This window comes from Comamonas sp. E6 (genome assembly GCF_001010305.1).
GTDB classification, from domain to species: Bacteria; Pseudomonadota; Gammaproteobacteria; order Burkholderiales; family Burkholderiaceae_C; genus Comamonas; species Comamonas thiooxydans.
In genome coordinates this window covers 27,570-49,188 of sequence record NZ_BBXH01000034.1, presented here as the reverse complement: position 1 = coordinate 49,188, position 21,619 = coordinate 27,570, and the positions used below count along the sequence as shown (strand labels likewise).

The following is a 21,619-nucleotide window of genomic DNA, read 5'->3' as shown; positions in this document are numbered from 1 at the left end:
CCGCATCCCCAGTGGGTCACTTCTGGGTGGAAATCAACAGCTGTCTGACATATAGACCTCCGGTCCATGTTGGCGAATCAAGATCGATCGCCGGAAATCACAGTACTCTTTTAAATAACCTTAAACGGCACCTCATAAGAAGAATGTCAGTCTTGGTTGCGCGAGCCCTCAAACCGCAGCGCAGCATGCAAGGCTCTTGTTTGGCCCGGCAAAACTCCTGCAAGGGAAGGTGCATGCAGGCCGCCGACTCATCTCTCAAAATCTCCGTGCGCAAAAAAACCACCTCATGGGTGGTTGCTAAAAAACATCCCCGCAGAGCGGGCCACGGCTAATCGATAAATCCGAGATCGCGCAGGGCTTCAGTCTCCTGGGTGTACTCGGCGTCCTCGATCAGCAGCACGCCATCGGGCCCATACACATTGCGCTGGGGCGCGCCCATGGCTTGCTCAATGCGTTCGACCTTGTAGCCGTGCCGCTCCCATATCTCGGTGGTGTTGATGCGTGTCATCAACCCACTGTACCCATATCGCATGCCCGAGCTGCAACTGCTGGAGCCCACGCCCTTTGAGTTAAGCGCGCGCCGGGCTATGCCTCGCAGCTGCTGAGTAATTTGCAGGCCGTAATCAGTGCCCGCATTCAGGGCGGAACCGGGCTGAAGCCCGAAGCAGAGCAGGTCATCTGGGACCGCTCGCGCGACCGCGAAACTCAGGTGGCACTGGCGCTTGAGCTGGAGGTGATGCGCGCGGCCGAGGCGCTGGGCTTTCCGCTGCCGTCGGGGGCTGGTCGGCCAGTTGGCCGATGCCCGCCGTGAGTTCCACGACAAGCTCTCGGACCTGTAGCTGGAAGGCGCGCCTGTCGGCCGCCGTGGCCAAGATGGACGCCGCAGCCAAGCAATCAGCCATTCTGGTGGACGGCTACAAGGTGAGCGCCAATGCCATCGAGGCCAAGGCCGCGAGCTTCGCGTCGCTGGGAAGCTGACATCAAGCAGTACGAGGCCGGCAGCAACATCAGCCTGCAGACGGCCAAGCTCAATAACGATGTGGCCATCCAGAGCAATGCCGTGCGTTTGGAGGTAGCCAAGATTGGCCTCACGACTTTGGCGCGGCGCGTGGCAAGTGCCTGAAGCAGGGTGCCTGCGTCGGCTGGTATTTCGGGCTCAAGCAGCTGGCGCTATAGCGGTTCGCTGGATCAGTGAAGAGGGCCTGGTGACGATTCAATCCAGGTTGAAGCTTTGGTAGGTCCGGTGAATTTCCTCCACGATAGCTTTAAATCGTGCTCACCGAAACTCAAAGTGTTCTCTGTGCAGTTGCCAGGAGTCCGCTGGTAGCGATTGCTTGAGGGTCAGCTCTAATTGCTTGCCCATGGCGGCGGGACCACAGAACCACACCCGCAGCGGCTTATTGGCTCGATAACGTTGAAGCACCTCTTTGGGCGACCAGCGACGGCCATCAGCAAAGATGTCCAGATGTACATCGGGATGAAGCGTCGCAGCCTCTTCCAGAGCTTGAGCAAGAGGATCGGCCGCATGCTGGCAGGCGTATTGCAGCCAGGCCTGCGGGGCATGGCCGTCATGGTGAAGCTGGCCCAGCCAGGAAAGAAAAGGAGTCGCGCCAACGCCTGCGCCAACCCATACGTGCACGGCACCATCGTCGTGATCTGGAGGCACAAAGCGGCCATAAGGACCGTCCAGCTCCACAACGATGCCGGGCTGCAGACGCTCGGGCAGGCTGCGAGTCCAGTCGCCCAGTTGTTTGATGTGAAAGCGCACGACATGATCTTGCTGTTCCGCATCGGACAGCGTGAACGGGTGCGCCTCTTTCTCCCCTGTCAGGCGCAAAAAGGCGAATTGCCCCGCAGCATGGCCTGGCCAGGAATCATCCATACGGCATTGCACCTCCAGCACATTGCCGAGCTGCGTGCATGACAGTACGGTGCCCGCATGGGGATAGCGCGATCGCAGGTCACGCACCAGTTGCATCACGGCGGCAACGACGCCGAGGGCCATTGTCAACGTCAGCAGCCAGCCGCCCACTCCGCTCCAATAGCCAGGAGGAGTCAGCACAATGCCATGAAACACCAGTATCAAATACGCCAGAGGCATGAATCGATGAAACCAGTACCAGTGCTTGTATGGAACTGCGCGACGAGCAAGCGTAATGACCAGCATCAGGATCAATGCATAGAAGGTCCATTCGCCCAAGGTTTTGGCATAGGGCTTTAGGAGGCTGACCCACTCGGGTACGGGTACTTTGGCCAGCCTGCCAGTGCTACCAATAGCCGTCGCGATAAGGGGCTTGGACTGCTTGGCCAGCCAGTGCGCCAAGCTCAACGTAATGGCAATGATGCCCAGCCATTTGTGCAAACGGTAGGCCTTATCCATGCCGCCCAAAGGCGACTCCACCCACCGAGGGCGCAAGGCCAAAACCATGATGGCAGTCATGGCCCCCAAAGCCAGAATACCGGTAAGCAGCATGCCTTCTTGCCGCATCACCCACAGCAGGTCACCAGGTGGCGATGGTGAGAGCCAAAAAGCCTCCACTGCCCAAATCACAAAGAAAGAAGCCAGGACAAGAAGAATGGAACGGCGCAAGACAGCACTCCGGTTGGCTCAATGGCCGGCAGAACCAGAGTGCAGAAACAGATGCACGCAATAGCTCTGGTTCGTTCACCGCAGGCGGCTCCAGCACATTCGAGCTTGTTCAAGACTGATCAAGGTAAGGCTAGCATGGTGCTAGATAGACGTTCTACATTCCCAACTGATTTGCAGCGCATTGTTGCGGTATGTCTAGAAACGATAAGGATTACTTCTGGCCTTAGATCGATATTCGTAGCACCCCTCTAGGGTTCGACCATCGAGCCCTGCCCCGGAAAACTTCGGGGCATGAAAAAAGCTCTCGCATCAATGCTGGCGCTGCTGGGCATTCACCAGCATATGAGTGCCGAGCAAAAACAAGACATTGTGGTCGCGGCCGCACAAGCCACGCCGGGCGGTAACTGCCGGGGGCTTCCGGCTCGCAGGCCTGCCCCTCAGTGACTGGCTGGTCCTGGCATCGATTGCCTTTGTGGCATTGCAGGCAGCCTACCTGGTCTGGAAATGGCGCCGTGACTATGTGCATGAGCAGGCGCGCCAGGAGCTGCGCGATAGGGCCAAGGCTGCCGTAGGGGGCACGCCATGAGCAAGATTCCAGCGCAGTTACGCGCCAGCATTGGTGCCTTGCTGGTGTTGACCGGTCTGGGCGGTGGCACCTACTACGTGGATCAGGCCGCGACGGCTGAGGCCCAGCAGAATCAATACATCCAGGCAGTAGCGGCCGACCCTGACATGCCCGATGGCATGCGTATTGCCATGGTCATGGCCGCGTTCTATGAATCCAGCAATCGCCACATCGGCACGCCCTACGTGGACAAGCTGGGCAAGGGCCAGCCGCTGACGGTCTGCAACGGATTGACCGGCAAGGATGTGATCGCTGGCAAGTGGTACAGCCCGGCCGAATGCTTCCGCCTGGAGAAGAAGCGCTATGTGCAGTATGAGCAGATCGCCAAGCGCTCGCTGATTTACTGGGGCACTTACAACCCTTTTCAGCAGGCCACGTTCTACGACTTCTTGCACAACAAGGGCGACGGCAAATTCCAGACCAGCACCATGAAGCGCGATGCAAACGCGGGCAACTGGGTCAAGGCCTGCCGTGAAAACGTGCGTTGGAACAAGGGCACGGTCAATGGCGTGTCTATGGTGCTGCCCGGTTTGAAGATCCGCGGCGATGCGAATGCCGAGCTCTGCGAGTGGGGGCTGTCATGGCGCGGCTGATCGTCTACACATCCCTGGCAGCCGCAGCTGCCGGCGCGGCGCTGGCCTGGTCCTTTCAGGCTGCGCGCCTGGGGGCCGAGCTGGCCGACGAGCGCCTGCAGGCCAGCCAGTACCGCGAGCAGATCGCTGATGAACGCACGGCCGCCGGCCGGCGCGTGCTGGCCGTCGAACGCACGGTCAATGCCACATACCAAGGAGCCCTGAATGACGCCATCCAGAAGCAGGCCGCTTTGCAGGCTGCTGCTGATCGCGCTCGCCGCGAGCGTGACGGCCTGCGCAAGCAACTGTCCGAAGCCGAGCAGCGACTTGCCGACGCTTCCCCCGCCGCCCTCATCGAGTACGCCCGAGCCCTCAGCCGCGTATTCGGACAGTGCAGCCAGCGATACACGGAGCTGGCAATCCGAGCTGATGGCCACGCAGCTGATGCCGTAACCTGCCGCGCAGCCTGGCCAGTGATACCCCAAACCAAGGAAACCCAATGAGCAAAATTGCGATCACTGAGCAGATGGTCGACCGCTTCTTGTCCTGGCCGCTGCCGGCTGACTTTGCGCCTGACTGTGGCATCGCCTTTACCCGCTCGCCACACGCTGGCATGAACCCCACGGGCACGAACTTGCTGCACTTCGGCCAGGCCAAGGCGATGCTCGAGCACTGCATCAACGGCGGCACTGTGAGCTGCTGCCAGCGCCAGTGCGCTGCCGCCCGACCAGCAGCGCGTGCTGGATGAAAAGCAAGAGCTGGACATCCGTATCACCAGGCTGGATGAGTTCATTCAGCGCAATGCCCTGTTTCGCCAACTGGACTCGGACGAGCAGGCCCGTATGCGCCGCCAGCTCGACGTGATGCGCGAGCTGTCCGTGATCCTGGGCGAGCGCATCGCCAGTTTCTAAACTTGTGGTGGGGAGGGAATGAGTTTAGGAGACGCGGGCGCCCAGGCTGGGTTGGCCGGAGCCGCGAATACCTGCAACCAGATCGCAGCGATCTAGCAGCATTACTCGATGCAGTCGAACGCAAGCTGGTCAAGGAATGCAGCAGAGCAACTGCAATCTATCTTGGCTTGCAGGGGAAGACATCTTGCAACGCCCTTGAGACCAGTGAGTTGGCATTCATGTGCCTGAGCTGTGGCTGGGCGTAAAGCATCATAGGAATGATGTCCAAGACTTGGTCGCGTGTGATGCCGTCTGGTATGCAAATGACTTTGGACGACACCAGTGTTTCGGCAACTCCTAGTGCATACCCGCGAGCAATATTGACCTGTTGGTGGTCCGAAGCGATACCCGCTTGGGATTTTTGTATTTCAGAGAGCCATTGATGCAGTTCATACCCAGTGATCTGCTGCGCATGCAAATATGGTCCACAGAGTAATGCGACCAGCAGAGCGGCGGCGCCCTGAACAGCTTTCATCCTCTCATTCCTCCTGTGAAGGGGAATGTAGCTCAGGAAAAGGAGAGCGGGAAGGCGCTTTTGGATGCCTGTAAACGCTATGGGGTGCTTGGGCGTAGCGCTGAGCGCTCGATGACTGGCTCTTTTGGGCCGAGCCAACGACGCGCTTCCGTCTGCCTAGATTTGCTCGGTGCTCCCAAACGACCGTCCTGATGAGTCAGGTTGGTCGTTTGGGGTTATCGGTCTTGGCTCCGACTCCAGTATGTACGACGCAGTTTTTTTGCCTTGCTTGTTGGAGGCATATTTGCACCTAAGGAGGATTTGCAATCCGGTGTGTTGCAACCCGGTTTACCAGTGCCCTGGCTAATATTGACAATGCGCCTGTTACCTTCTTTGTCACGTACTTGTACGGGACCGTACCAGGGGGAGGGCGGCATGCCGCCACCGTCGAACAATACGTTGCTTCTTGTGCCAGTCAGATAACTCACTTGGTATCCGCGTGCATTGCCGAGGTTAGCCTTGCAGGTCTTTAAGTCCGGAGGCAGGGGCTGATTGGTACCGAATGCCACTGAGGAGCCGATGATGGTTGGCGCATTCACTCCTTTTTCACCACTAGACGCAAGGTTGACATAGAACCCCTTCCAGCTATCTGCCAAGCTAGGGGTGTAGGGTACAGAGGTGGCATCTTTCAGATGAGTCGTATTGGTATCGTTGACCACGCCCCAGCTGCCTCCACTCAGACCGTTGGCGCCTATTTGCGTATCCTTGATCATGTAGAAGCGGTTTTGCACGCTAGTTGCCTGACTTGCATACATAGGATGCTCACGGTCACCCGACACAGCCACCACAATGTCTACCGATTTTGAAATCGTCACATCCGGTGGGAAAAAGAATTTGCGCTTGGGCGTACTTGAACCTCCTAGTGCTGCCAACTGATAGGCCTGCCAGGTGCTTGGGCCGTAGTCGGCTGGACCTTGAGCTTCCAAGTCCACGCGCCATAGGTTCCCACCTGTGTCCGCTGCATATAGACGGTCGATTCTCATGCCTGCATCCCCATCGGGGATCCGGTTCATCAAAGTGATATCGGATGGCATGGAATAGGTCATGCTCGATAGCAAGCATGGGTTGCCTGTGCATTGAGTGCTAGACCCTCCGGGGCCCGCTCGCCAAAGCAGCTTTCCAGTCTCAGCTTCAACGATGAAAATGCCTCGCCCCATTGCATCAGCGCTAGAAACTAGATCGTTGTCCTGGTTCACGTCATAGCCTGCACCAAAGATTAATACTGGTTTCCCTATAGGCTTGCCACTGGCGTCTTTACCCACATTAACAATTGCTACCTTGGGCTGTGACCAAGTCTGACCAAGCTCTCCAAAGCCGGAGGTTTTCTCATTGATCTTCCACATTAGTTTGGGATTCGTGGGATCACTGACGTCTAGTGCATAAAGTAAGCGACCGCCACGGCGGGCAGACAGAAAAAGCCAGGCCGTATTGCCGTTCTGGTAGACGCTTGGAGATCCATCGAAGAAATAGGTCTTAGGCTGGCGAGTCGAGCTAGGTGCTTCGCCCAAGGTCAGGCCAACGTTATTGTCATAAATGCGCTGAAGCCCTCCATAGAACTCTTCAGGAATGAAACTCCACAATTCGCCGCCGGGAAGGACATTGATGTTAGCCCCACCGGCATCCTTGGTTGCCATGGCACAAGTAGCTGAAATCTCGCACTCACCTAGTGGCTTGCTGGTGTTGCTGGGGTTATTTGGTTGATTGCCATTGATTGCTCGAAACAAGCCATCGTTGGCTCCGTAAAACACTACGGTGCCTTCAACGTTCGGATTCAGAGCATTTTTGGTGTAGTTCAGCGTTGATGGTCTTGAGTGCAGCACATCACCATGCACAGAACCTCGCACAATGATGGTGTTGTCAGGAGGGGCGCTTGTTTCAGGACCCGCACCTGAGCCTGTCACCGTAACCGCCACATCTTCGCCGCGTGTCCAGCGGATGATGTTGTTTCGCCGTGTCGTGTCAGTTGACACGCCACCTAAATTTGCAGCATTGCTAGTATCGAACTTCATACTGCTCAAGGCTGCGTTCTGGATACAACTGCTGCCTGTGCATGTGTAGACGTTGCGTTTGCTGAGATTCGTCAAGCCACTTAAGCGCAGTTGCTGACCAACGCCGCCTTTTTCAACGCGATGCCCATCCGCACGATCATAGCCGTCCACACCTTCTTCAGTGTCTGTTGCTTTGAGCCAGAACCCTCCCGCACTATCAGGTAACTTGGCGGTGTCCTTCGAGGTCCAAAAACTAACGGCACTCGGGTCCAAGAAGCCTGTTCCGGCAGAGCTAAGCACCGGTTTCGGCTGGTATGCGCTGCCACTCAGCAACTCTGCACCGCCCAAGTAGACCTGTGGATCGTTAGGGTTGGTTTCATCCAGCCCGAACTTGTACTGTTTGAGATTGCCCATCCAGCGAGGTAGCCCCCCGTCGGCGGGACGAAACATCCCGATATACACCTGGTTGGCATAGACACCTTGGGTGTTGGTGCTGACGGGAAGCACTGGCGCGGCAAATACGCTGTTCGTCGCCATGATCTGGCGAGCAATTTTGTCGATCGCCGCGGTCAGTCCGTCGGTATCACCCAATCGAACAAATATAGGCAGCGAGCCACCGCGACGCGACGTTGAGTCCATCAGTTGCTCATAGTCCGGGTTGGACCCGTCATAGAGAATGATTGTGTAGGTCTTGACTGGCTGATATTGGGTTGAGCCGACCGTTGGCTTGAGCATGAAGGTGGACCATTCATCAGCCGGATCATTTTTCCACTGGGATTTGGCGGAGTTATAGGGCGAGTAAGGGGACTTGAAACTGCCCATGGGAACATCCACAAAGGGCTTGCCGGTGATGCTCGCCAGTGATTTCTGCCCGTCGTTGGCTCCGCCTGGTTTATTGCTATTGGTGGCTAGGGTCAAATAGACAATGAAATTACTGGCGCAACTATCTGCGGAAGTGGCTGAGCCATATCGCGTTCCCGACAAGCCTGTCAATCCGTTGTAGAACGCAAAACCTTCTTGGAGAGTCTGACTGAACAGGTTTCCAGCCCCTTTATCCGTCGCCAAGCTCAATTGGGCCACTCGCGTCTTAAAGGCTTGAATGTTGGTGCTGTTGAGAGGAAGTAGATCGCCGGAGCTCAGGCCATTTTTGCCCACCGGCAGTACGAACTGCCCGCCGTTCTTGCTTGTATCCTGGGGGAAGTACATCAGCCCCAGCTTTAGTGGCAACTGCGTGATGGATGGGGTAGCGGCCTGATTTCTGGCAAGCAAGCTCTCAAGGCCTGTCAATGCGCCATACAAGCCACATTGCTCAAAACCAAAAGAGGTGCCGGGATCTTTGACAGACAGAGCCCCGCAGGTAAAAGCTGCGTTGGCACTGGATGCAGCCGCATTGTCCAAAACGATGACGAGATTCGAGCTGCTGCCACTGGCTGCGCCGTTATAGATGTCGATGTCTTCCGCGTGAGCGACGTGGGCAAGGCCCAATACTGTGCTTGCCACACAGGCAGCATGCAGCAACGTGCGAGAAAAGTGCGGAGTGTGCATGACAAATTTTCCTTGCCTAGATTGCCGCCGAGTCAGCAACTGACGCTGGGGTTACGTTGACTGACGCCCTGGTGAATCGTAGTGACCGGTTGGGCCGTATTGGGGGCTGTAGTGACTGCTTCAAGATCCCACATGGCATCCCTGCAGCGCGAATCAGTACCATCCCCTGTATTGACGATGCCGGAGTCCTTGATGCTGGAGCTGATAGTGCACTCCGCGTCTTCTGCATTCGCGAGAGGATCGAGTTGCTGGCTTTCCACTTTTTGTGCGGCAATGCAGGTAGGCGTGACCGTGACGGTGTAAGTTGCGCCATCCAGGCCGCTATTGTTGATGTCTACCTTGTTGGTTTGGGGCGAGAGAACCGTGGTGAATGCTCCTCCGGAAATCATCCGCTCAATGCCAAGTTGGGCGGCTGACTCCGCTTCCTTTTGCGTCTGCAGATTGCCTACGATCCGTGTGTTGATATTGGTCGTACGTACCGATGACGCGACCACGAGCATCAAAATGGCCAGGAAAATCATTGCTACAAGCAAGGTGGCGCCCCGTTGGCGCGAGAGATGAAAATTCATGGCTATTCTTTCGGGCCAGCGATGTTGTTCAAACGCACGACGGTGCTGTAGACGCTACGTTTGTAGCTGTCATTGAACGGCCCCACCGTGCCGCCCAGTCCCATGTCGTAGGTCCGGGTGTCTTTCCACCCCCCCGTGGCATTGATGCTGCGTGCCAACACATTGATGCGTACAGCCATCACGCCATTCCAGTCTGTGGGGGTCGCGGTGTAACTGTCCGGTGCTCCATCGCTATCGGTATCCACTCCGAAATCAAACTGAAGACCCTCGATACCATCCACCAATGTCACAACACGAGTGGCACTCTTTACGTATTCGGCAACGTTCAGCGTAGGTGGCTCGGTATTGCTGATGAAATAGATACGCTGAACCACCTTCCGTACTGGAGCCAATGCTGCAGATGTGCAGTTGTCGTCGCTTCCCTTTTGCCGAAGAGTGAAAGCATCACTGCCTCCATAGGCCACAGCAAATCGCTGAAGGTCTTTCGGACAAGCAGATACCTGCATGAACATTTCATCGGTGCTTCCGGTGACTGCGCTGGAGGCTTGAGCGGTGGAGGAAACACGCGTGATCAGCAGCATGCCTGTCCCAGCTTTGGCATTGCTAACACAGGAAGGTGCTGTTGTCTGTGCTTGAATCGCTAGAGGAAGCTGGCGCGCAGCAGCGTTGTAGCCTAATTGAGCAGGAGTTGTCTCGGCATCGGGGCACAGTACGGCAGGTGCTGCGGTTCGGCTCAAAACCTGTGGGTTGACCATGCCAACGAACCCAGCCATTTCGATGTCTTCGCCCAGGACCTGCAGCGCGTAGCGCCCGTTTTCAATCTGAAGGGAGCTCTTGTCTAGTTCGTTACGGTTGGCAATGGTTGAAGTGATAAGCGCAATCAGCGCCACAAGCAATACCAAGCCCAAAGCTAGAGCCACCATGAGCTCTATCAACGTAAGGCCTTGACTATGCCGGCGTCTTGAACGGGAATCCATAGTCATGGTGCGACGCCCCCGGATAGGTTGCCAATGTGCACCTTTGTAGTGACAACGCGATGCTGCGTGTTGGCCCCGAAAGTCGTTGCCGAGCCGCAGGGAAAGGCCGAGCCATCGCTAAGAGTTGGCGCAGCCGTTTTTACCAGGCCTTGCCAAGCCACGGCAATGAGATACACCGTATCGGCGTCTTCGGCTGTTTGCATGACACAACCGACGGCATTGATGAGGGCGCCGACGTTTTGGGTGTCATTGCGCATATCCGCGCCTTTTAGCAGCTTGTCCCATGCGTCCAGGTCGTTTTTGGCCTGAGTTTTCTGCGGGTTTGTAGCAACGACATCGGCAGGACAATCCGGCACGGTGGACGCATCGGTCCCCAGTTGGAGACCTACAGCCCCATCGGAATAGCAGGCTGCTGCCTTGCGGTTGGCATTGATGCGACTGGCCATGTCTTGCACCAGTTCCAGAGCACGAGTTCGCTGAAGTGACTCTAGTTCGGCCATGTGGGAGCGGCTGCTGACGCCAACCAGTCCCAGCAGGCCAAACATCAATATGATCAGCGTGATCAGAATTTCGATCAGCGTTGCTCCAGCCTGAAGGTGCTGAGGGCGTTTCATGATGTAGATGCGGGGCAATTTGCGCTGGAAGGTTTGCCGCTTAGCCCGACGCTGATGCAGCGCTTAGTGACACCATTCATCGCCACAGACGAACCTATGGTGAATTGAGTGGCCGAGACTGATGTATCGATACGGCCATCTCGGCCATATGTGATGCTGGTGACATTGCCATCGTTAGTTATGTTGAGGCTGCCCATAGCCTCCTGACTGCTGAAGGTCGAGGTGCCATCGGTCACAACCCATCCTTGATTCCAAGCTCTGCTACCAGGCTTGAGTTTCAAGCTAACACTAGCGTTCTGGGTAATGGCTTGGCTGCGTGCCAACGTGAGTGCCGTCATCAATTCGAACGAGGCATTGCGCACGCGCTGATTGGCGATAAATTCCCGAAAGGAAGGCGCCGCAGCCATGCTCAAAATGACGAGAATGCTGACCGCAGTCATCAACTCGATCAGCGTGAAGCCACGTTGAGAGGCTCTCCTCACCAACATACCGACACCCCCTGATTGCCAGCCACTGATTTGGTGCCTGCCTCATCGATGGTCAGCTTGCCGCAGCCACTATCACGTGTGGCTTGAGCTCCTTTGGGGGTGGCTTCAACTGTGAAGCCGGGTGGTTTACTGCCAGCTTTGACTGGTGAGGTTATGTCGTAATTTCTGGCGACATCTGATGAGGGGCTGATAAGAAGCAGCTTGGCAATGCTGCTGTCTTGGGTAGCGTCGGGCGATGAAGCGTTGGCATAACTGCGAGCGTCAAGCAGATAGCGCTGTTGGCGACTGCTGACTTCTAGCATGAACGACTGAGCTGCGCGTCGGTTCGATTTGGTGATGAAATTGATGTACGACGGGTAGGCAACGGCCGCCAGAATGCCAATGATGGCTACGACGACCATCAGCTCGATGAGGGTGAAGCCCCGCTCTCGCCTTCCCCCTTGACCCTCTACTGTCTTTCTTGCCTGCATCAGTGCTTCCAGACTTGTTATTTATTACGTGGGTCTGAAAATTATTGCATATGGCTACAGTAATTGGATGCATATTGCGCATCGACATGAAGCTTCTGACAGATAGATGATATTTATGGACGCTATGTCCGCCGACGCCAGTTTCAGCCGCGAGCACCACCGCGGAATGGCAAGGCCAATTGTTATGCCGCGTGGGTTGATGAAGCCGTCAGATCGGCATCTGAGATGCCCATGACGATGCAGAGGAGGGATGGGCTATTTTGCTTTGCTCGAGCAGTGTTTGTGGTGTTTCAAGATGATGCAAATAACCTGCGGCCACATGCCCGGAAGGCTCTACTTTTGGCAATAAAGCACAGGGGGATCTGCACAAAGCGCTGCCGGTGTCATGCCGTGTCGTGTGAAGGGGGAAAATCGCACCGATGCCCTGAGAGCCGCATGGAGTCAAGTGCGGACGCGGGTTCAATTTCCATCAGTAACGTCCAAGGGCGTTCACTGAAGTCCAGCGAACGCCATTTTTTTGTAAATCAATGACTTGCATTCCATGGTCGCCCGCCAAGGTTCAAGGGCATCCGAGGCGAAGTGGGGGTACAAGTGGGGGCGCAACTTGCCAAACGCCTATGCTTTGGCTAAGTTGTACCCTCACTTTCAGCCCAAATCCAGTAACCATGCAGCTTGGCGGCCATGCCCTGCAAGTCAGCCCAGCGGCTCCAAGCGCTGGTTCTGCAAGTACCGTCCTGACGGAAAAGAAAGCAGCTAGTTACCCCGGCGTGGGGCTGACGACATTCCGTAAGGCGCGTGATGTCGCCAAGCTGCAACGTGCGAAGGACAGCGACCCTATAGAGGCACGCAAGCTGGAAAAGCTCAAAGGCGGGCTCGAGGGGGGGCTTCAAGGCTGTGGCGATGGAATGGCACGGCAAGCAGGTGTCTGGCTGGAGTGCCGGCCACCGAACGCCAGCTAGATGTGAAGCTTCAATAGGTTGTATCCGGTGTTCATCCGGGTTGGATTTGAGAGACTGGAAGTCGCCAAACACCCAACCTACTCAGGACACCCAACCGGATGAACACCCCAGCACGCTCGCCCCGGACTATTGACCAGTCCAAGGCACTGCTCATCGTCGAGTTGCGCCGCCGTCGGATGCTTTAGTCGCGCATTGCCCGTTATGCAGGTGTCTCGGCCTCCACCGTCAGCCGTGTGCTGGCCTGTCTCGCCCCAGTGACCTGCAGCCTGCTGAGCCGGTGATTCGCTACGAGCACGAGGCTCCTGGTGACAGGCTGCACATTGACACCAGGAAGCTCGGGCGCATCGTCAGACCCAGCCATCGAGTGACTGGCAACCGGCGCGACTCGGTCGAGGGGGCAGGCTGGGAGGCGTTGTTTGTGGCCATCGACGACCACGCGCGCATCGCCTTCACCGCCATGCATCGCGACGAGAAGAAGCACGAAGCCGTCGCGTTTGTGCACAACGCGGGGCGTACTACGCGGGGCTGGGCGTGCGCATCAAACGCCTGCTGACTGACAACGGTGCAGCCTTCCGGTCCAAGGAGTTTGCTGCTGCCTGCAAAGCCTTGGGCATGCAGCACAAGTTCACCAGACCGTACCGGCCGCAGACCAACGGCAAGGCCGAGCGGTTCATCCAGTCAGCGCTTCGCGAGTGGGCCTATGGCTGGACGTACCAGAGCTCAGCTGAGCGGACCCATGCCCTGGCGAGCTGGCAGCACTACTACAACTGGCACAGGCCGTACAGCGGCATCGGTCACATCGCTCCGATGCTCAGGCTCAAATCTGCAAACGACCTTTTGACGGTTCACAGCTAGAACGCACCGCCTTGCTGCTGGTTCCCTTGCTGTACCAGCGTCCCGGCAACCTGCGCATGATGGAGTGGGCCGAGCTGGATCTGGACGCAGGCCTGTGGACCATTCCCAGCGAAAGGATGAAGAGCACCAGACCGGAGAAAGAGGACGGCGGGCCGCTCCTCGGTATTCAGCGCGAGGACACATCTGTTCCAGCCGGTCAGGAAGAAATGAGTGTCGCGTTCAGCCGTCAACTGCTGGTTGACTTCTGCGGTGATTTGCTTCTTGTCTTGCGTATTGGCTCCCAGAATGAAAAAACCGCAGCCGTGGGCTTGAGTGAGGTTGATGAGTTCTAACGGGTAGGTTTCTCGAGTGTCTTGGGTCTCAGGGGCATGTGGGCATGTGGGCATGTGGGCGTGTGGAGCAGCTGGAACTTGAGTATTCTTGTTTACGGACTTTCCCTTTCTGCGTGGTTGTGATTGACGACTTTGAGGTCAACCAATATTGGCGCTTTGGCGCCGTTGCCTGAAGGCGGGAAACAGCTGCATATTCTTCTCAGCGGACAGCCTTTGGTGGCCGCTGAAATTCGGCGTTAGCAACAGATTGCCCTTATGAACAATGCAAAATCCGCACAGTCCGTTCGTATACGAATACTGGTGGTGAATACTCCGCTTGATGTTCGGTTCGCAGTGCAACGCGGCAGGTCGGGTTTGCTCGATCCAATGGATGGCCAGCACGAGCCTCTTCGGTTCGAGTTCTCACTTCGCCTGGGTTTGCCCCTCTCGACAGGTGCAGTCAATTTCTTGGGTGAGTTCGCTCAGGGCCCATCTTCCGAACGTTTCGTTTACATCAATTCCGGCACCCTTGCGGGGCAGGCTGGCTCGCCCTGGACTCGTCGCGCCAAGCTGAAGCTGGCGTCTATTCCCCAGGAAGTCGTTGACGCCGCGCTCTCCTCTGGAGGAGTCATTGAGGCACGCGTTCAAGGGACGATGGGAGATGGCGGCCCTGTTTGCGCTTCGCTGAAGCCGCATGCAGTCGTCTGGGGCATTGCGCACGATGTTGCTTAGCCTTCGGGATCAATCTTTGCATGCATATTTTCTCCCTTTATGAGAAAAGCCCGCGTGGCGGGCTGGGGTGTTGTGGTGAAATTTTTCAGTAGTGCGTTTGTTGACGCGGGCGCTTTATTTCATGTGCGCTGCACTTGCCTAGGGAGAGGACGATGGGCAATCGTGAAGTAGATGGCTTTCAGGTGTGGGCTGAAGTCAGTCAGCAGGGTGCCGAGCTGGCTGGTACGTTCGTCTTGACGAAGGCGATAGATTGCAAGGTCGGCACGAAGCGCTTCAGAGTGATCACTGTGCACACTTTTACGTCCTTGGAGGCCGCGCAAGCAGCACCAATCCAGGTCGTACAAGCGATCACATCAGTTTCCGAGACTGGTGTGCCGAGCCCACTCGTTTACTGAATGGGCGGTGTGTCCACACCATTGGATTTGAAAGTGGAATCGGGGCTGCAATAGGCAGCAGACTTGAAGAGCGCCTGATTATGGATATTCCGCAAGCTGGCAAGACCCGTTCAGTAGCTGGCGTTAGGTTGGGCAATTGAACGGCTCTTGTTATCTGAGTCTTTTAAGCGGCAGGCCTGTTCCATAGCTGATGAGTTTCTACAGATATGTCTGGATAGGAAACCCCCGATACATGAACCCGATCACGCCCCGCATTCTTGGCTTGGTAAAGGAGTCGATCGGCTTCCTTCATGGCTTGCTCAAACTGGAAGGACCTGGTGATCAATGAAATTCCGAAGCTCATGGTCAATTTGGGGCCGGTTGGAAGAACGGTATTTCTTGACCCGAGATCACGCTGGATTCGCTGCGCAATGAGTTCTGCATCTTCCGGCGTTATGTCTGCCAATAGCAGCACAAATTCTTCGCCACCGAACCGAGCAACCAGGTCGTGCTCTCGCACATTGTTTTGCAGAGTTGAGGCAACCAGTTGCAGCACCATATCGCCACGCTCGTGTCCCCAGGTGTCGTTGATGCGTTTGAAATGGTCTATGTCGCAGGCCAGCACTGCCATGGGATAGCGTCTCATGTCGGCGAGACGCTTCTGGGCATGTTCTTGAAAAGACCGGCGATTCAGGATCAGCGTCAAAGCATCAATGTCTCGTTCCATGCGCAGCTTGCCGACTGTTTCCTTCACGGCAATCGCGGCCATCACCACAGTGAAGAGCAACGAGAAATTCAGAATGCTCAGCAGCGTCAGGATCCAATAGGGTGACCTTGGCAAGGCCCGTAGATCCGTGTATCCCAGCAACCAGATCAAGGCGGGTCGAGTGAAGGTGTAGGCGGTGAAGAGGATGCTCAGCCAGAGCAGCGATTTATCGAGCCAGTCAAATGAGCTTTTCTTCGAGCAGACCTGCAGGATGGGGAGCAGTAAAACAAGGCTGGAACCCACGCTGAAAGAGCTCACTCGAGCCCAGACATTTGGCTCGATCTGGCTGAATTGATAGAGCGCAGCCAAGGTGACTATGGCGATAAGCAATGCAACTTGTGGTTGGGTCGATACACTCCATCGTTCTGCCCAGCTTCTGGCAAGACACCACGCACTCAGCAGGTAGCAGCTGCCGATCAGTAGTGCGTAGCGATTCAGCTCCTCCAGGGTAAGTAGAGTCTGTGCCCCGAGAGTCAGAGCAGTGAGTGAATAGGCGCAAGCTTGCCAAAGCAGAAAGCGCTGGGATCGTTGGACAAGCCAGGCAACGATCAATATGGCTGCCAGAACCAGTATCGCCAGCGAAGGCGTCAGAACCAGGATAAGGTCGTTATTCGCGAACATCTGACTATCGCCTCCTCGATCAAAGATCGAAACGGTTTAGCGTTGCCTGCTCCTCGATTGCAAAGCGACAGCTTTCGGCAGCTATTCGTACATCTTGGTGTGCGGCATCAAGAGCTATTGCAATGCCCAATGCCAGATCTGTGTCATCCGGATTCGAATTTGGAGAAGTAGACGCAGTCGATACTCATTTCCAAAAACAAATAAAACCCATTACCGCTGTGTCTTCGGAAGGATGTCAGGCAACTACTTACTTGACCTATTGCTATCCCTCCGAGGCTTCTCGTTGAGGCATTTTGTGGTCACTTCGCTCGATCCATTGGGCGCTCCTGTGTCGCGCGGTGTTTGGCAGACATCGGCCAGCTCACGGGTGACCTGCAACGCATGCCGGAGAATACGCAGCGCAGGGGCGGATAGAGGAAAAATCGCGATGCGCAAGTGGTCAGTGATGTTGAGCATGGTGTTGGGGCTGGTCGCTGTAGGCTGGGCTCTATCGCGGGCTAGTGGCGGCGACGCGCGCGGCGAGTTTGATGCGCAGGACGATGGGCAGGTTGCTCACTCAATCGTACCGATTCGTGCCTTGGAGGTGATAAACGACAAAGTCAGTCCATCTCTGGCTTTGTCAGATGCCCAAGGGCGGCTGTGGTTGTTGCAGCAGTATGGCGGTGATTGTGTTTCGCGGCGCGAGCTGGACGGCCGCTGGGTTACTGTGGTGGGCACGGATGCGCGTGAAAGTGATCGTGGCCAAGCTCTGGGTGCGAATGTTCAATCGCCTGACAACATCGCTTTTGCACCTGACGATACTCTGTATGTGGCTGACACAGGCAATCACGTTATCCGCGCATTGGACCTGGAGACCGGGCGCATTCGCTCCGTGGCTGGTGATGGCAAAGAAGGCGACGCCGATTCGCTGGCCAAGCCGGAGTCGTTGCTACGCACGCCAGATGGTGCCTTGTGGTTTATTGCAGGCCCGCATCGCTCACGCAAGGTCTATCGCCTGGAGCCCGGAACCGGACGACTTGATGTGGCTTATGACCCCAAGGAGGCGAGCCTCCAATGGGGTGGCAATGAAGGGGGCGACTACATGGCAGATCTAGCAGCAGATGCACAAGGGCGCATCTACGTCGCTGACAACGCGAATATGCGCCTGTTCCGGCTGGATGCATGGAGCGGCCCGCCTGCCAATCCACGCATGCCTGCGGCCACTGTGCTGGCTGGCAATGGCACATTGGGCGTTCTGCAAACTGACCGCCCATCCACAAACAGCTCGCTTGGATACATCACCAGTTTGGCGCTGGACCCCGAAGGCCAGGTTTATGTATATGAGGCCTCCGTTGAGGGACGCTTAGCCAAGCTTGATGCCAGTACAGGTCGCTTTGTGACTGTGTTACCACCCGAGACCTGGGTTAGGCTGCCTGAGCAAGCACCTATGCGCTTGAACCTGCGGCAGGCGCGCCTGCGCGTGGGGAACGAAGGAGTGCTGTATCTTGCCGATCGCTTGAACCATCGCGTGCTGTTGCTGACACCGTGAATAGGCGTTGGTAAACGGTTCAAGGATCGCATGTGAAAGAGCGTAGCCGGTCACAACAAGCGGACTGGTCAGCTCTAGTCGGCTTGGATGGCCTACCCAAGCGGAATACCCATATTGTGGAGGCCTTCTTCCGCACGGCGTCCTTCAGCACCTGCAGATCTCCTTGTCAGCTTTCGGCGAGACGACAAATGATCATGCGCTTGAACATCAGGGCCCCAGAAATAGAAAAAGCCCGTGGGGAGGGCTTCGGTCGGCTGAATAGAAGAGGTGTCTTGCTAGCAGAGCTGGCGCTCGCAAGGGATACCGTTGTTGTCCCCATCCATCTTGGTCCCGGGGCCGTTCCGTATGAAGTAGGTTGCCTCTTCACATGAAGTCATCTGAGAGCAATGGGTGCGCCCATCGCACTGGTATTTTGGCTTGCTGGGATTGACGCTGCGGCCCATGTCAATGTCACGAGCGCGCGGCTCGTTGATGAGGAGCTGAATTGCTGCGGCTTGCTGCTGCCGCGCCTGATAGGTTGCGTAGGCCTTCCAGGCTTCAATAGCAATCAGTGCATAGATGATCAATCGAAACAAGGTAGTGCCCCCTCATATTTGAATGGAGGGAATCCTGGGCCATGTGAGCAAGGGACACATTTCAGCGTCAAGGGCGCTTGTAGGTGGCGAGCTCAAGCATGGCGAAACCTGCTACTGCAAAGCACGTTGCAGCGCCTTCCCAGATATATGCAATGCGATAAGTGTTCATGTTCTTGAACATTGAGTCTCCAAAAAATAACCTTCTGATTGCGGGTAATGGTTTCTCATTAAGAAATGAAATAATTCGACCGGATTGGCTTTGGAAAATGATCCGAGTGCTATCAAAATGAGATGGTGGAATCGAGTTTTTAAGTAAGCGTTAGAGGTCATGAGAACTAAAGCTATAGCAGTTGGTATCGCGGCTATTTGCGCTACTTCACTTGCTTTGGACTGCTTCGGGAAAAACTCAAATGTTGTCGCTAGTGAAGTCAATAGAGCAGCTTCAGAATCTTTGAAGATTTATCGAAGACATGGCATGGCGGGGCTGAAGGGTGCTGTGTCTGAATGCTGGCAACAGCCGCGTGATTTCTGCCTTTACCTTGACGTGGCATCACAGCGAATTGCAGCAACCGCGAATCGCAGTGGCACTGCTGTTGACAAGTATTTCTTCACATCCACAGCGATGGAGCGGGGCCATGGATGGCTGTCGCTGAATACGCGAAGTGCCAAGGCCAATGTTCAGTATTTGCAGGCGGTAGAGCAAATCATGGACAGCCTCTTGAGCTCCCATCAGGAAAAAATGATTCACAGCGGTCAGTAGTTTTGGTAGGTGCCTCCTTCAGACACTGCTTTGTTTTGTCTTCCGACCACTCGGCATGCATGCCCCCGGGCGACGAGCTCGTCGCGCAGGCTCTGGGTGAAGCCTTGTGGCTCATCGGCTTGGGCATCTGGCACGGCCAGTCAGGCCAGTCTCCGCGCAGATAGCAACGAGCAAGATCAGGCCCTCAAGTAGCTTTGTCATGGTTTTGCTTCGTAGCGCTTATGTGGAAAGCGCGAGTAGTTATCAGTATTGATGGCTGCTCGCGTTACATCGGCCATGCATTTGGCGTGAGCGTCATCACCACGGCCGCTCCGACTAGGCAGAAGGGGTCGAAGTCGGTTGGTGCCCATTACGCAGCGACCAGCAGTTTTGTTGAAGGGGGGAATGCATGGCGTCTCCTGTAGGTAAAGAAAAAGCCCGCGAGCGGTTGCTGCGGGCTTGAATAAAGAGCCGGTGACCTTTCGGGTCGTGTCTGGGGAGGGGTCAGAAGGGGGAGGAGCAAACCCCAGGCCCGGCGTAACAGGTGGATTGCGTCGAATTCTGCATGACGCTTTTGGCGCAAACAAGACGAATTCTGCTTACCTAAAAGTGGTGATACACCATCTGGCGTGACCACCGTTGCCACGACGCGGCTGTCGCGCCGTGCCCCTAATTGACGTCAGCCCAGGTGAATTCCTGAACTGCCGAACCTGCTTGAGTGGTCGCGCCGGATGGCCTCGCTAAAGCCCTGCGTGGGAAGGCCCATGTATGCCAGCATGCTGGCTAAGCGCTCATATCTCAAGATCTCCGGGCACAAAAAAGCCACCCGTAGGTGGCTTTACCGGTGATTAGATAGGGCTACTGCTTGAAGTCCAGTCCTTGTCTGACGGCATCTCGCATACGCTGGTCCCGCTCATCCCCGGGCATTGGTTTGCTATTGCGATCCTCGATCCTGGCCTCAGACTCGGTGAAGGCCGGAGGCTCCGAGCGTGTAACCTGCCCTTTAGGCATATAAGAAGGCTGAGTCTGGAAGTAGAGGAATAGGGTGGCCACAGTGACTGCAGCAACCCATAGCTTACGAAGCTTCCAGCTCAAGCCAAAGCCTATGGCAGCGATCAAGAGTGGGATCAGGTTGATGAGCAGGGTCATTTGCCAATGTTAACCATTGGAACGGCATCGCCCAGGGAGGTAGTGGGGAGCTGGCCATTCCACTTTTCAATCCAGGCGCGCTCATTTTCCAGCTTGCGCAGTTGCAGCACTCGCGCATCGACGGATTGAGCCAGTACGGACTGAGACATGGCTTCGGTTTCTGCCTTTTCCTTGTCAATCGCACGTTGCAGACGAGCTTCCTGCAATTCGCGCTCTAACTGAGCCTTGGAGATGGCCAGCTGCGCTTCTTCCTTTTGGATAGCTTCGCGTCGTTCAGCAGCGGACTCCTGAGCATCTGTAATGATCTTTGGGTATCGCAGGTTGGTAATACCAACAAAGCGCACCGAGAAAGGTGTAAGCGCTTCAATGGCTTTGCCCAGCTGTACGCGCAAGTCAGAGTTGATTTTCTCGTTGCTCGAGGCGATTTCACTGATCGACAGTTTGCTCAAATATTCGCGTACCTCGGCTTGGATAATCTGGCTGGCATAGGTGCGGTACACCTGCTCATTGGCAATCGTGGACACATAGTCCGAAACCTCTTTTGGCGCGACAGCATTAAAAAGCTCTGCCGTCTTTTTGGAGTTGATGCTCAAGGTTGCGCGAATGGTCACATCCAGGTTGAGCTTGTCTTCGGGAATAAAGATGCTCATGGACTCTTCATAGCCCTTGTCAGACACATCCAGCAAGACTAGTCGATCACAGTAGGCCCAGCACTTGCCCAGACGGAACTTGGAGGTTGGGATCAGGTTGTCCTGATAGCCGTCTTTGGTCATGATCTTGCCAACGTGCGCAGGCGGAACCTCCACTTTTTGACCGCATGCCGCTAATACAAAGGCAGCAGCTACCGCTGCCAAACTGGTCTTGTGTTTCTTCGATAACTTCAAATCGAGCCGCCTCCTTCGCAGCTATAAAGCTGAGATTGAAACAAACTGCAGCTCTGTATGCAAGGCTCTAGTTTTAAACCCGGATGTGTTCCGCGTGGCTCGCTGAGCCCTACAGGGAAATGCATATGCATGCCGCATGCTGGTTAAAAACTCGCATCTCAAAATCTCCGGGTGCAAAAAAACCACCTCAAAGGTGGCCGGTCAAAGAAAGACCGCTCAGGGCA

General features: G+C 55.9%; 26 protein-coding genes and 1 pseudogene. 14 read left to right on the top strand and 13 right to left on the bottom strand.

The genetic code is table 11. The annotated features are described in order from the left end of the window. Window positions 1-328 precede the first annotated feature (328 nt). Complete coding sequence (locus tag CSE6_RS23865; RefSeq protein WP_034358043.1) at window positions 329-508, bottom strand: hypothetical protein; 180 nt, start codon at window positions 506-508, stop codon at window positions 329-331. A 102-nt stretch (window positions 509-610) separates the two neighbouring features. On the opposite strand from CSE6_RS23865, the gene CSE6_RS26630 reads away from it, so the two are divergent. The 3 genes from CSE6_RS26630 to CSE6_RS26620 are packed head-to-tail and all read left to right on the top strand — an operon-like array spanning window position 611 to window position 1,123. After that, the gene (locus CSE6_RS26630) at window positions 611-811 is read left to right on the top strand and encodes a hypothetical protein (protein WP_059441649.1); all 201 of its coding nucleotides are present in this window, start codon (window positions 611-613) and stop codon (window positions 809-811) included. Beyond that, window positions 808-978, top strand: coding sequence for a hypothetical protein (locus CSE6_RS26625; protein ID WP_238585800.1), 171 nt, complete (start codon window positions 808-810; stop codon window positions 976-978). Before CSE6_RS26630 ends, CSE6_RS26625 begins: the two co-directional genes overlap by 4 nt. Beyond that, the gene (locus CSE6_RS26620; protein WP_238585799.1) at window positions 932-1,123 is read left to right on the top strand and encodes a hypothetical protein; all 192 of its coding nucleotides are present in this window, start codon (window positions 932-934) and stop codon (window positions 1,121-1,123) included. The genes CSE6_RS26625 and CSE6_RS26620 overlap by 47 nt, the downstream gene beginning before the upstream one ends. A 153-nt stretch (window positions 1,124-1,276) precedes the next feature. Here CSE6_RS26620 and CSE6_RS23855 read toward each other — a convergent pair whose 3' ends face one another. Then, window positions 1,277-2,590 (bottom strand): ferric reductase-like transmembrane domain-containing protein, encoded by a 1,314-nt coding sequence (locus tag CSE6_RS23855; protein ID WP_059441648.1) that lies wholly within the window; start codon window positions 2,588-2,590, stop codon window positions 1,277-1,279. A 346-nt stretch (window positions 2,591-2,936) separates the two neighbouring features. Here CSE6_RS23855 and CSE6_RS26260 point away from each other — a divergent pair, with 346 nt between their 5' ends. From CSE6_RS26260 to CSE6_RS26610, 5 genes are read left to right on the top strand one after another with little or no spacing between them, the layout of a single operon-like run. Further along, window positions 2,937-3,176, top strand: coding sequence for a hypothetical protein (locus tag CSE6_RS26260; protein ID WP_238585798.1), 240 nt, complete (start codon window positions 2,937-2,939; stop codon window positions 3,174-3,176). Beyond that, window positions 3,173-3,808, top strand: a complete 636-nt coding sequence (locus CSE6_RS23850; protein ID WP_059441647.1) for a lysozyme — start codon at window positions 3,173-3,175, stop codon at window positions 3,806-3,808. Before CSE6_RS26260 ends, CSE6_RS23850 begins: the two co-directional genes overlap by 4 nt. Next, the gene (locus CSE6_RS23845; protein WP_059441646.1) at window positions 3,796-4,290 is read left to right on the top strand and encodes a hypothetical protein; all 495 of its coding nucleotides are present in this window, start codon (window positions 3,796-3,798) and stop codon (window positions 4,288-4,290) included. Before CSE6_RS23850 ends, CSE6_RS23845 begins: the two co-directional genes overlap by 13 nt. Continuing rightward, the gene (locus tag CSE6_RS26615) at window positions 4,287-4,535 is read left to right on the top strand and encodes a hypothetical protein (RefSeq protein ID WP_238585797.1); all 249 of its coding nucleotides are present in this window, start codon (window positions 4,287-4,289) and stop codon (window positions 4,533-4,535) included. Before CSE6_RS23845 ends, CSE6_RS26615 begins: the two co-directional genes overlap by 4 nt. After that, window positions 4,525-4,698, top strand: a complete 174-nt coding sequence (locus CSE6_RS26610) for a hypothetical protein (protein ID WP_238585796.1) — start codon at window positions 4,525-4,527, stop codon at window positions 4,696-4,698. Before CSE6_RS26615 ends, CSE6_RS26610 begins: the two co-directional genes overlap by 11 nt. A gap of 157 nt (window positions 4,699-4,855) precedes the next feature. On the opposite strand, the gene CSE6_RS23835 is transcribed toward CSE6_RS26610, so the two are convergent. The 7 genes from CSE6_RS23835 to CSE6_RS23805 form a co-directional block, all read right to left on the bottom strand. Further along, window positions 4,856-5,212: a Rap1a/Tai family immunity protein gene (locus tag CSE6_RS23835; protein WP_059441645.1), complete on the bottom strand. Its 357-nt coding sequence runs from the start codon at window positions 5,210-5,212 to the stop codon at window positions 4,856-4,858. 215 nt (window positions 5,213-5,427) lie between these two features. Further along, the gene (locus tag CSE6_RS23830) at window positions 5,428-8,784 is read right to left on the bottom strand and encodes a pilus assembly protein (protein WP_083994805.1); all 3,357 of its coding nucleotides are present in this window, start codon (window positions 8,782-8,784) and stop codon (window positions 5,428-5,430) included. Window positions 8,785-8,816: 32 nt separating this feature from the next. Further along, window positions 8,817-9,353, bottom strand: coding sequence for a PilX N-terminal domain-containing pilus assembly protein (locus CSE6_RS23825; RefSeq protein WP_052057651.1), 537 nt, complete (start codon window positions 9,351-9,353; stop codon window positions 8,817-8,819). A gap of 2 nt (window positions 9,354-9,355) precedes the next feature. Then, entirely contained in the window at window positions 9,356-10,330 is a 975-nt protein-coding gene (locus CSE6_RS23820) for a PilW family protein (protein WP_274522635.1), read from the bottom strand. A 2-nt stretch (window positions 10,331-10,332) separates the two neighbouring features. Next, the gene (gene pilV / locus CSE6_RS23815) at window positions 10,333-10,944 is read right to left on the bottom strand and encodes a type IV pilus modification protein PilV (protein WP_034358059.1); all 612 of its coding nucleotides are present in this window, start codon (window positions 10,942-10,944) and stop codon (window positions 10,333-10,335) included. After that, window positions 10,941-11,432, bottom strand: coding sequence for a GspH/FimT family pseudopilin (locus tag CSE6_RS23810; protein ID WP_059441642.1), 492 nt, complete (start codon window positions 11,430-11,432; stop codon window positions 10,941-10,943). Before CSE6_RS23810 ends, pilV begins: the two co-directional genes overlap by 4 nt. Then, window positions 11,423-11,902, bottom strand: a complete 480-nt coding sequence (locus CSE6_RS23805) for a type IV pilin protein (RefSeq protein WP_052057652.1) — start codon at window positions 11,900-11,902, stop codon at window positions 11,423-11,425. The genes CSE6_RS23810 and CSE6_RS23805 overlap by 10 nt, the downstream gene beginning before the upstream one ends. Window positions 11,903-12,968: 1,066 nt before the next feature. Here CSE6_RS23805 and CSE6_RS23800 point away from each other — a divergent pair. The 4 genes and pseudogenes from CSE6_RS23800 to CSE6_RS23785 all read left to right on the top strand — a co-directional run. Further along, window positions 12,969-13,716, top strand: a pseudogene (locus CSE6_RS23800) (DDE-type integrase/transposase/recombinase); the annotation flags it as partial. Window positions 13,717-13,727: 11 nt separating this feature from the next. Then, window positions 13,728-14,048, top strand: a complete 321-nt coding sequence (locus tag CSE6_RS26845) for a hypothetical protein (RefSeq protein WP_059441640.1) — start codon at window positions 13,728-13,730, stop codon at window positions 14,046-14,048. A gap of 255 nt (window positions 14,049-14,303) precedes the next feature. Continuing rightward, window positions 14,304-14,759 (top strand): DUF5990 family protein, encoded by a 456-nt coding sequence (locus tag CSE6_RS23790; protein WP_034358068.1) that lies wholly within the window; start codon window positions 14,304-14,306, stop codon window positions 14,757-14,759. 152 nt (window positions 14,760-14,911) lie between these two features. After that, on the top strand, window positions 14,912-15,154 hold the full coding sequence (locus tag CSE6_RS23785; RefSeq protein WP_059441639.1) for a hypothetical protein: 243 nt from the start codon (window positions 14,912-14,914) through the stop codon (window positions 15,152-15,154). 163 nt (window positions 15,155-15,317) lie between these two features. On the opposite strand, the gene CSE6_RS23780 is transcribed toward CSE6_RS23785, so the two are convergent. Further along, on the bottom strand, window positions 15,318-16,520 hold the full coding sequence (locus CSE6_RS23780) for a diguanylate cyclase (RefSeq protein ID WP_034358072.1): 1,203 nt from the start codon (window positions 16,518-16,520) through the stop codon (window positions 15,318-15,320). A gap of 427 nt (window positions 16,521-16,947) precedes the next feature. Here CSE6_RS23780 and CSE6_RS23775 point away from each other — a divergent pair, with 427 nt between their 5' ends. Beyond that, on the top strand, window positions 16,948-18,048 hold the full coding sequence (locus CSE6_RS23775; protein WP_059441638.1) for a hypothetical protein: 1,101 nt from the start codon (window positions 16,948-16,950) through the stop codon (window positions 18,046-18,048). 275 nt (window positions 18,049-18,323) lie between these two features. Here CSE6_RS23775 and CSE6_RS26745 read toward each other — a convergent pair whose 3' ends face one another. Continuing rightward, complete coding sequence (locus CSE6_RS26745) at window positions 18,324-18,491, bottom strand: excalibur calcium-binding domain-containing protein (RefSeq protein ID WP_152668635.1); 168 nt, start codon at window positions 18,489-18,491, stop codon at window positions 18,324-18,326. Between the two features lie 460 nt (window positions 18,492-18,951). Between CSE6_RS26745 and CSE6_RS23765 the strand changes: the two genes are divergently transcribed. Then, window positions 18,952-19,383: a hypothetical protein gene (locus tag CSE6_RS23765; protein ID WP_224651244.1), complete on the top strand. Its 432-nt coding sequence runs from the start codon at window positions 18,952-18,954 to the stop codon at window positions 19,381-19,383. A gap of 837 nt (window positions 19,384-20,220) precedes the next feature. On the opposite strand, the gene CSE6_RS23760 is transcribed toward CSE6_RS23765, so the two are convergent. Both CSE6_RS23760 and CSE6_RS23755 read right to left on the bottom strand, forming a co-directional pair. Continuing rightward, window positions 20,221-20,511, bottom strand: a complete 291-nt coding sequence (locus CSE6_RS23760; protein ID WP_059441637.1) for a hypothetical protein — start codon at window positions 20,509-20,511, stop codon at window positions 20,221-20,223. Then, a complete protein-coding gene (locus CSE6_RS23755) occupies window positions 20,508-21,395 on the bottom strand; it encodes an SPFH domain-containing protein (RefSeq protein ID WP_224650313.1) in 888 nt (295 codons plus the stop codon). Before CSE6_RS23755 ends, CSE6_RS23760 begins: the two co-directional genes overlap by 4 nt. Window positions 21,396-21,619: the final 224 nt, after the last annotated feature.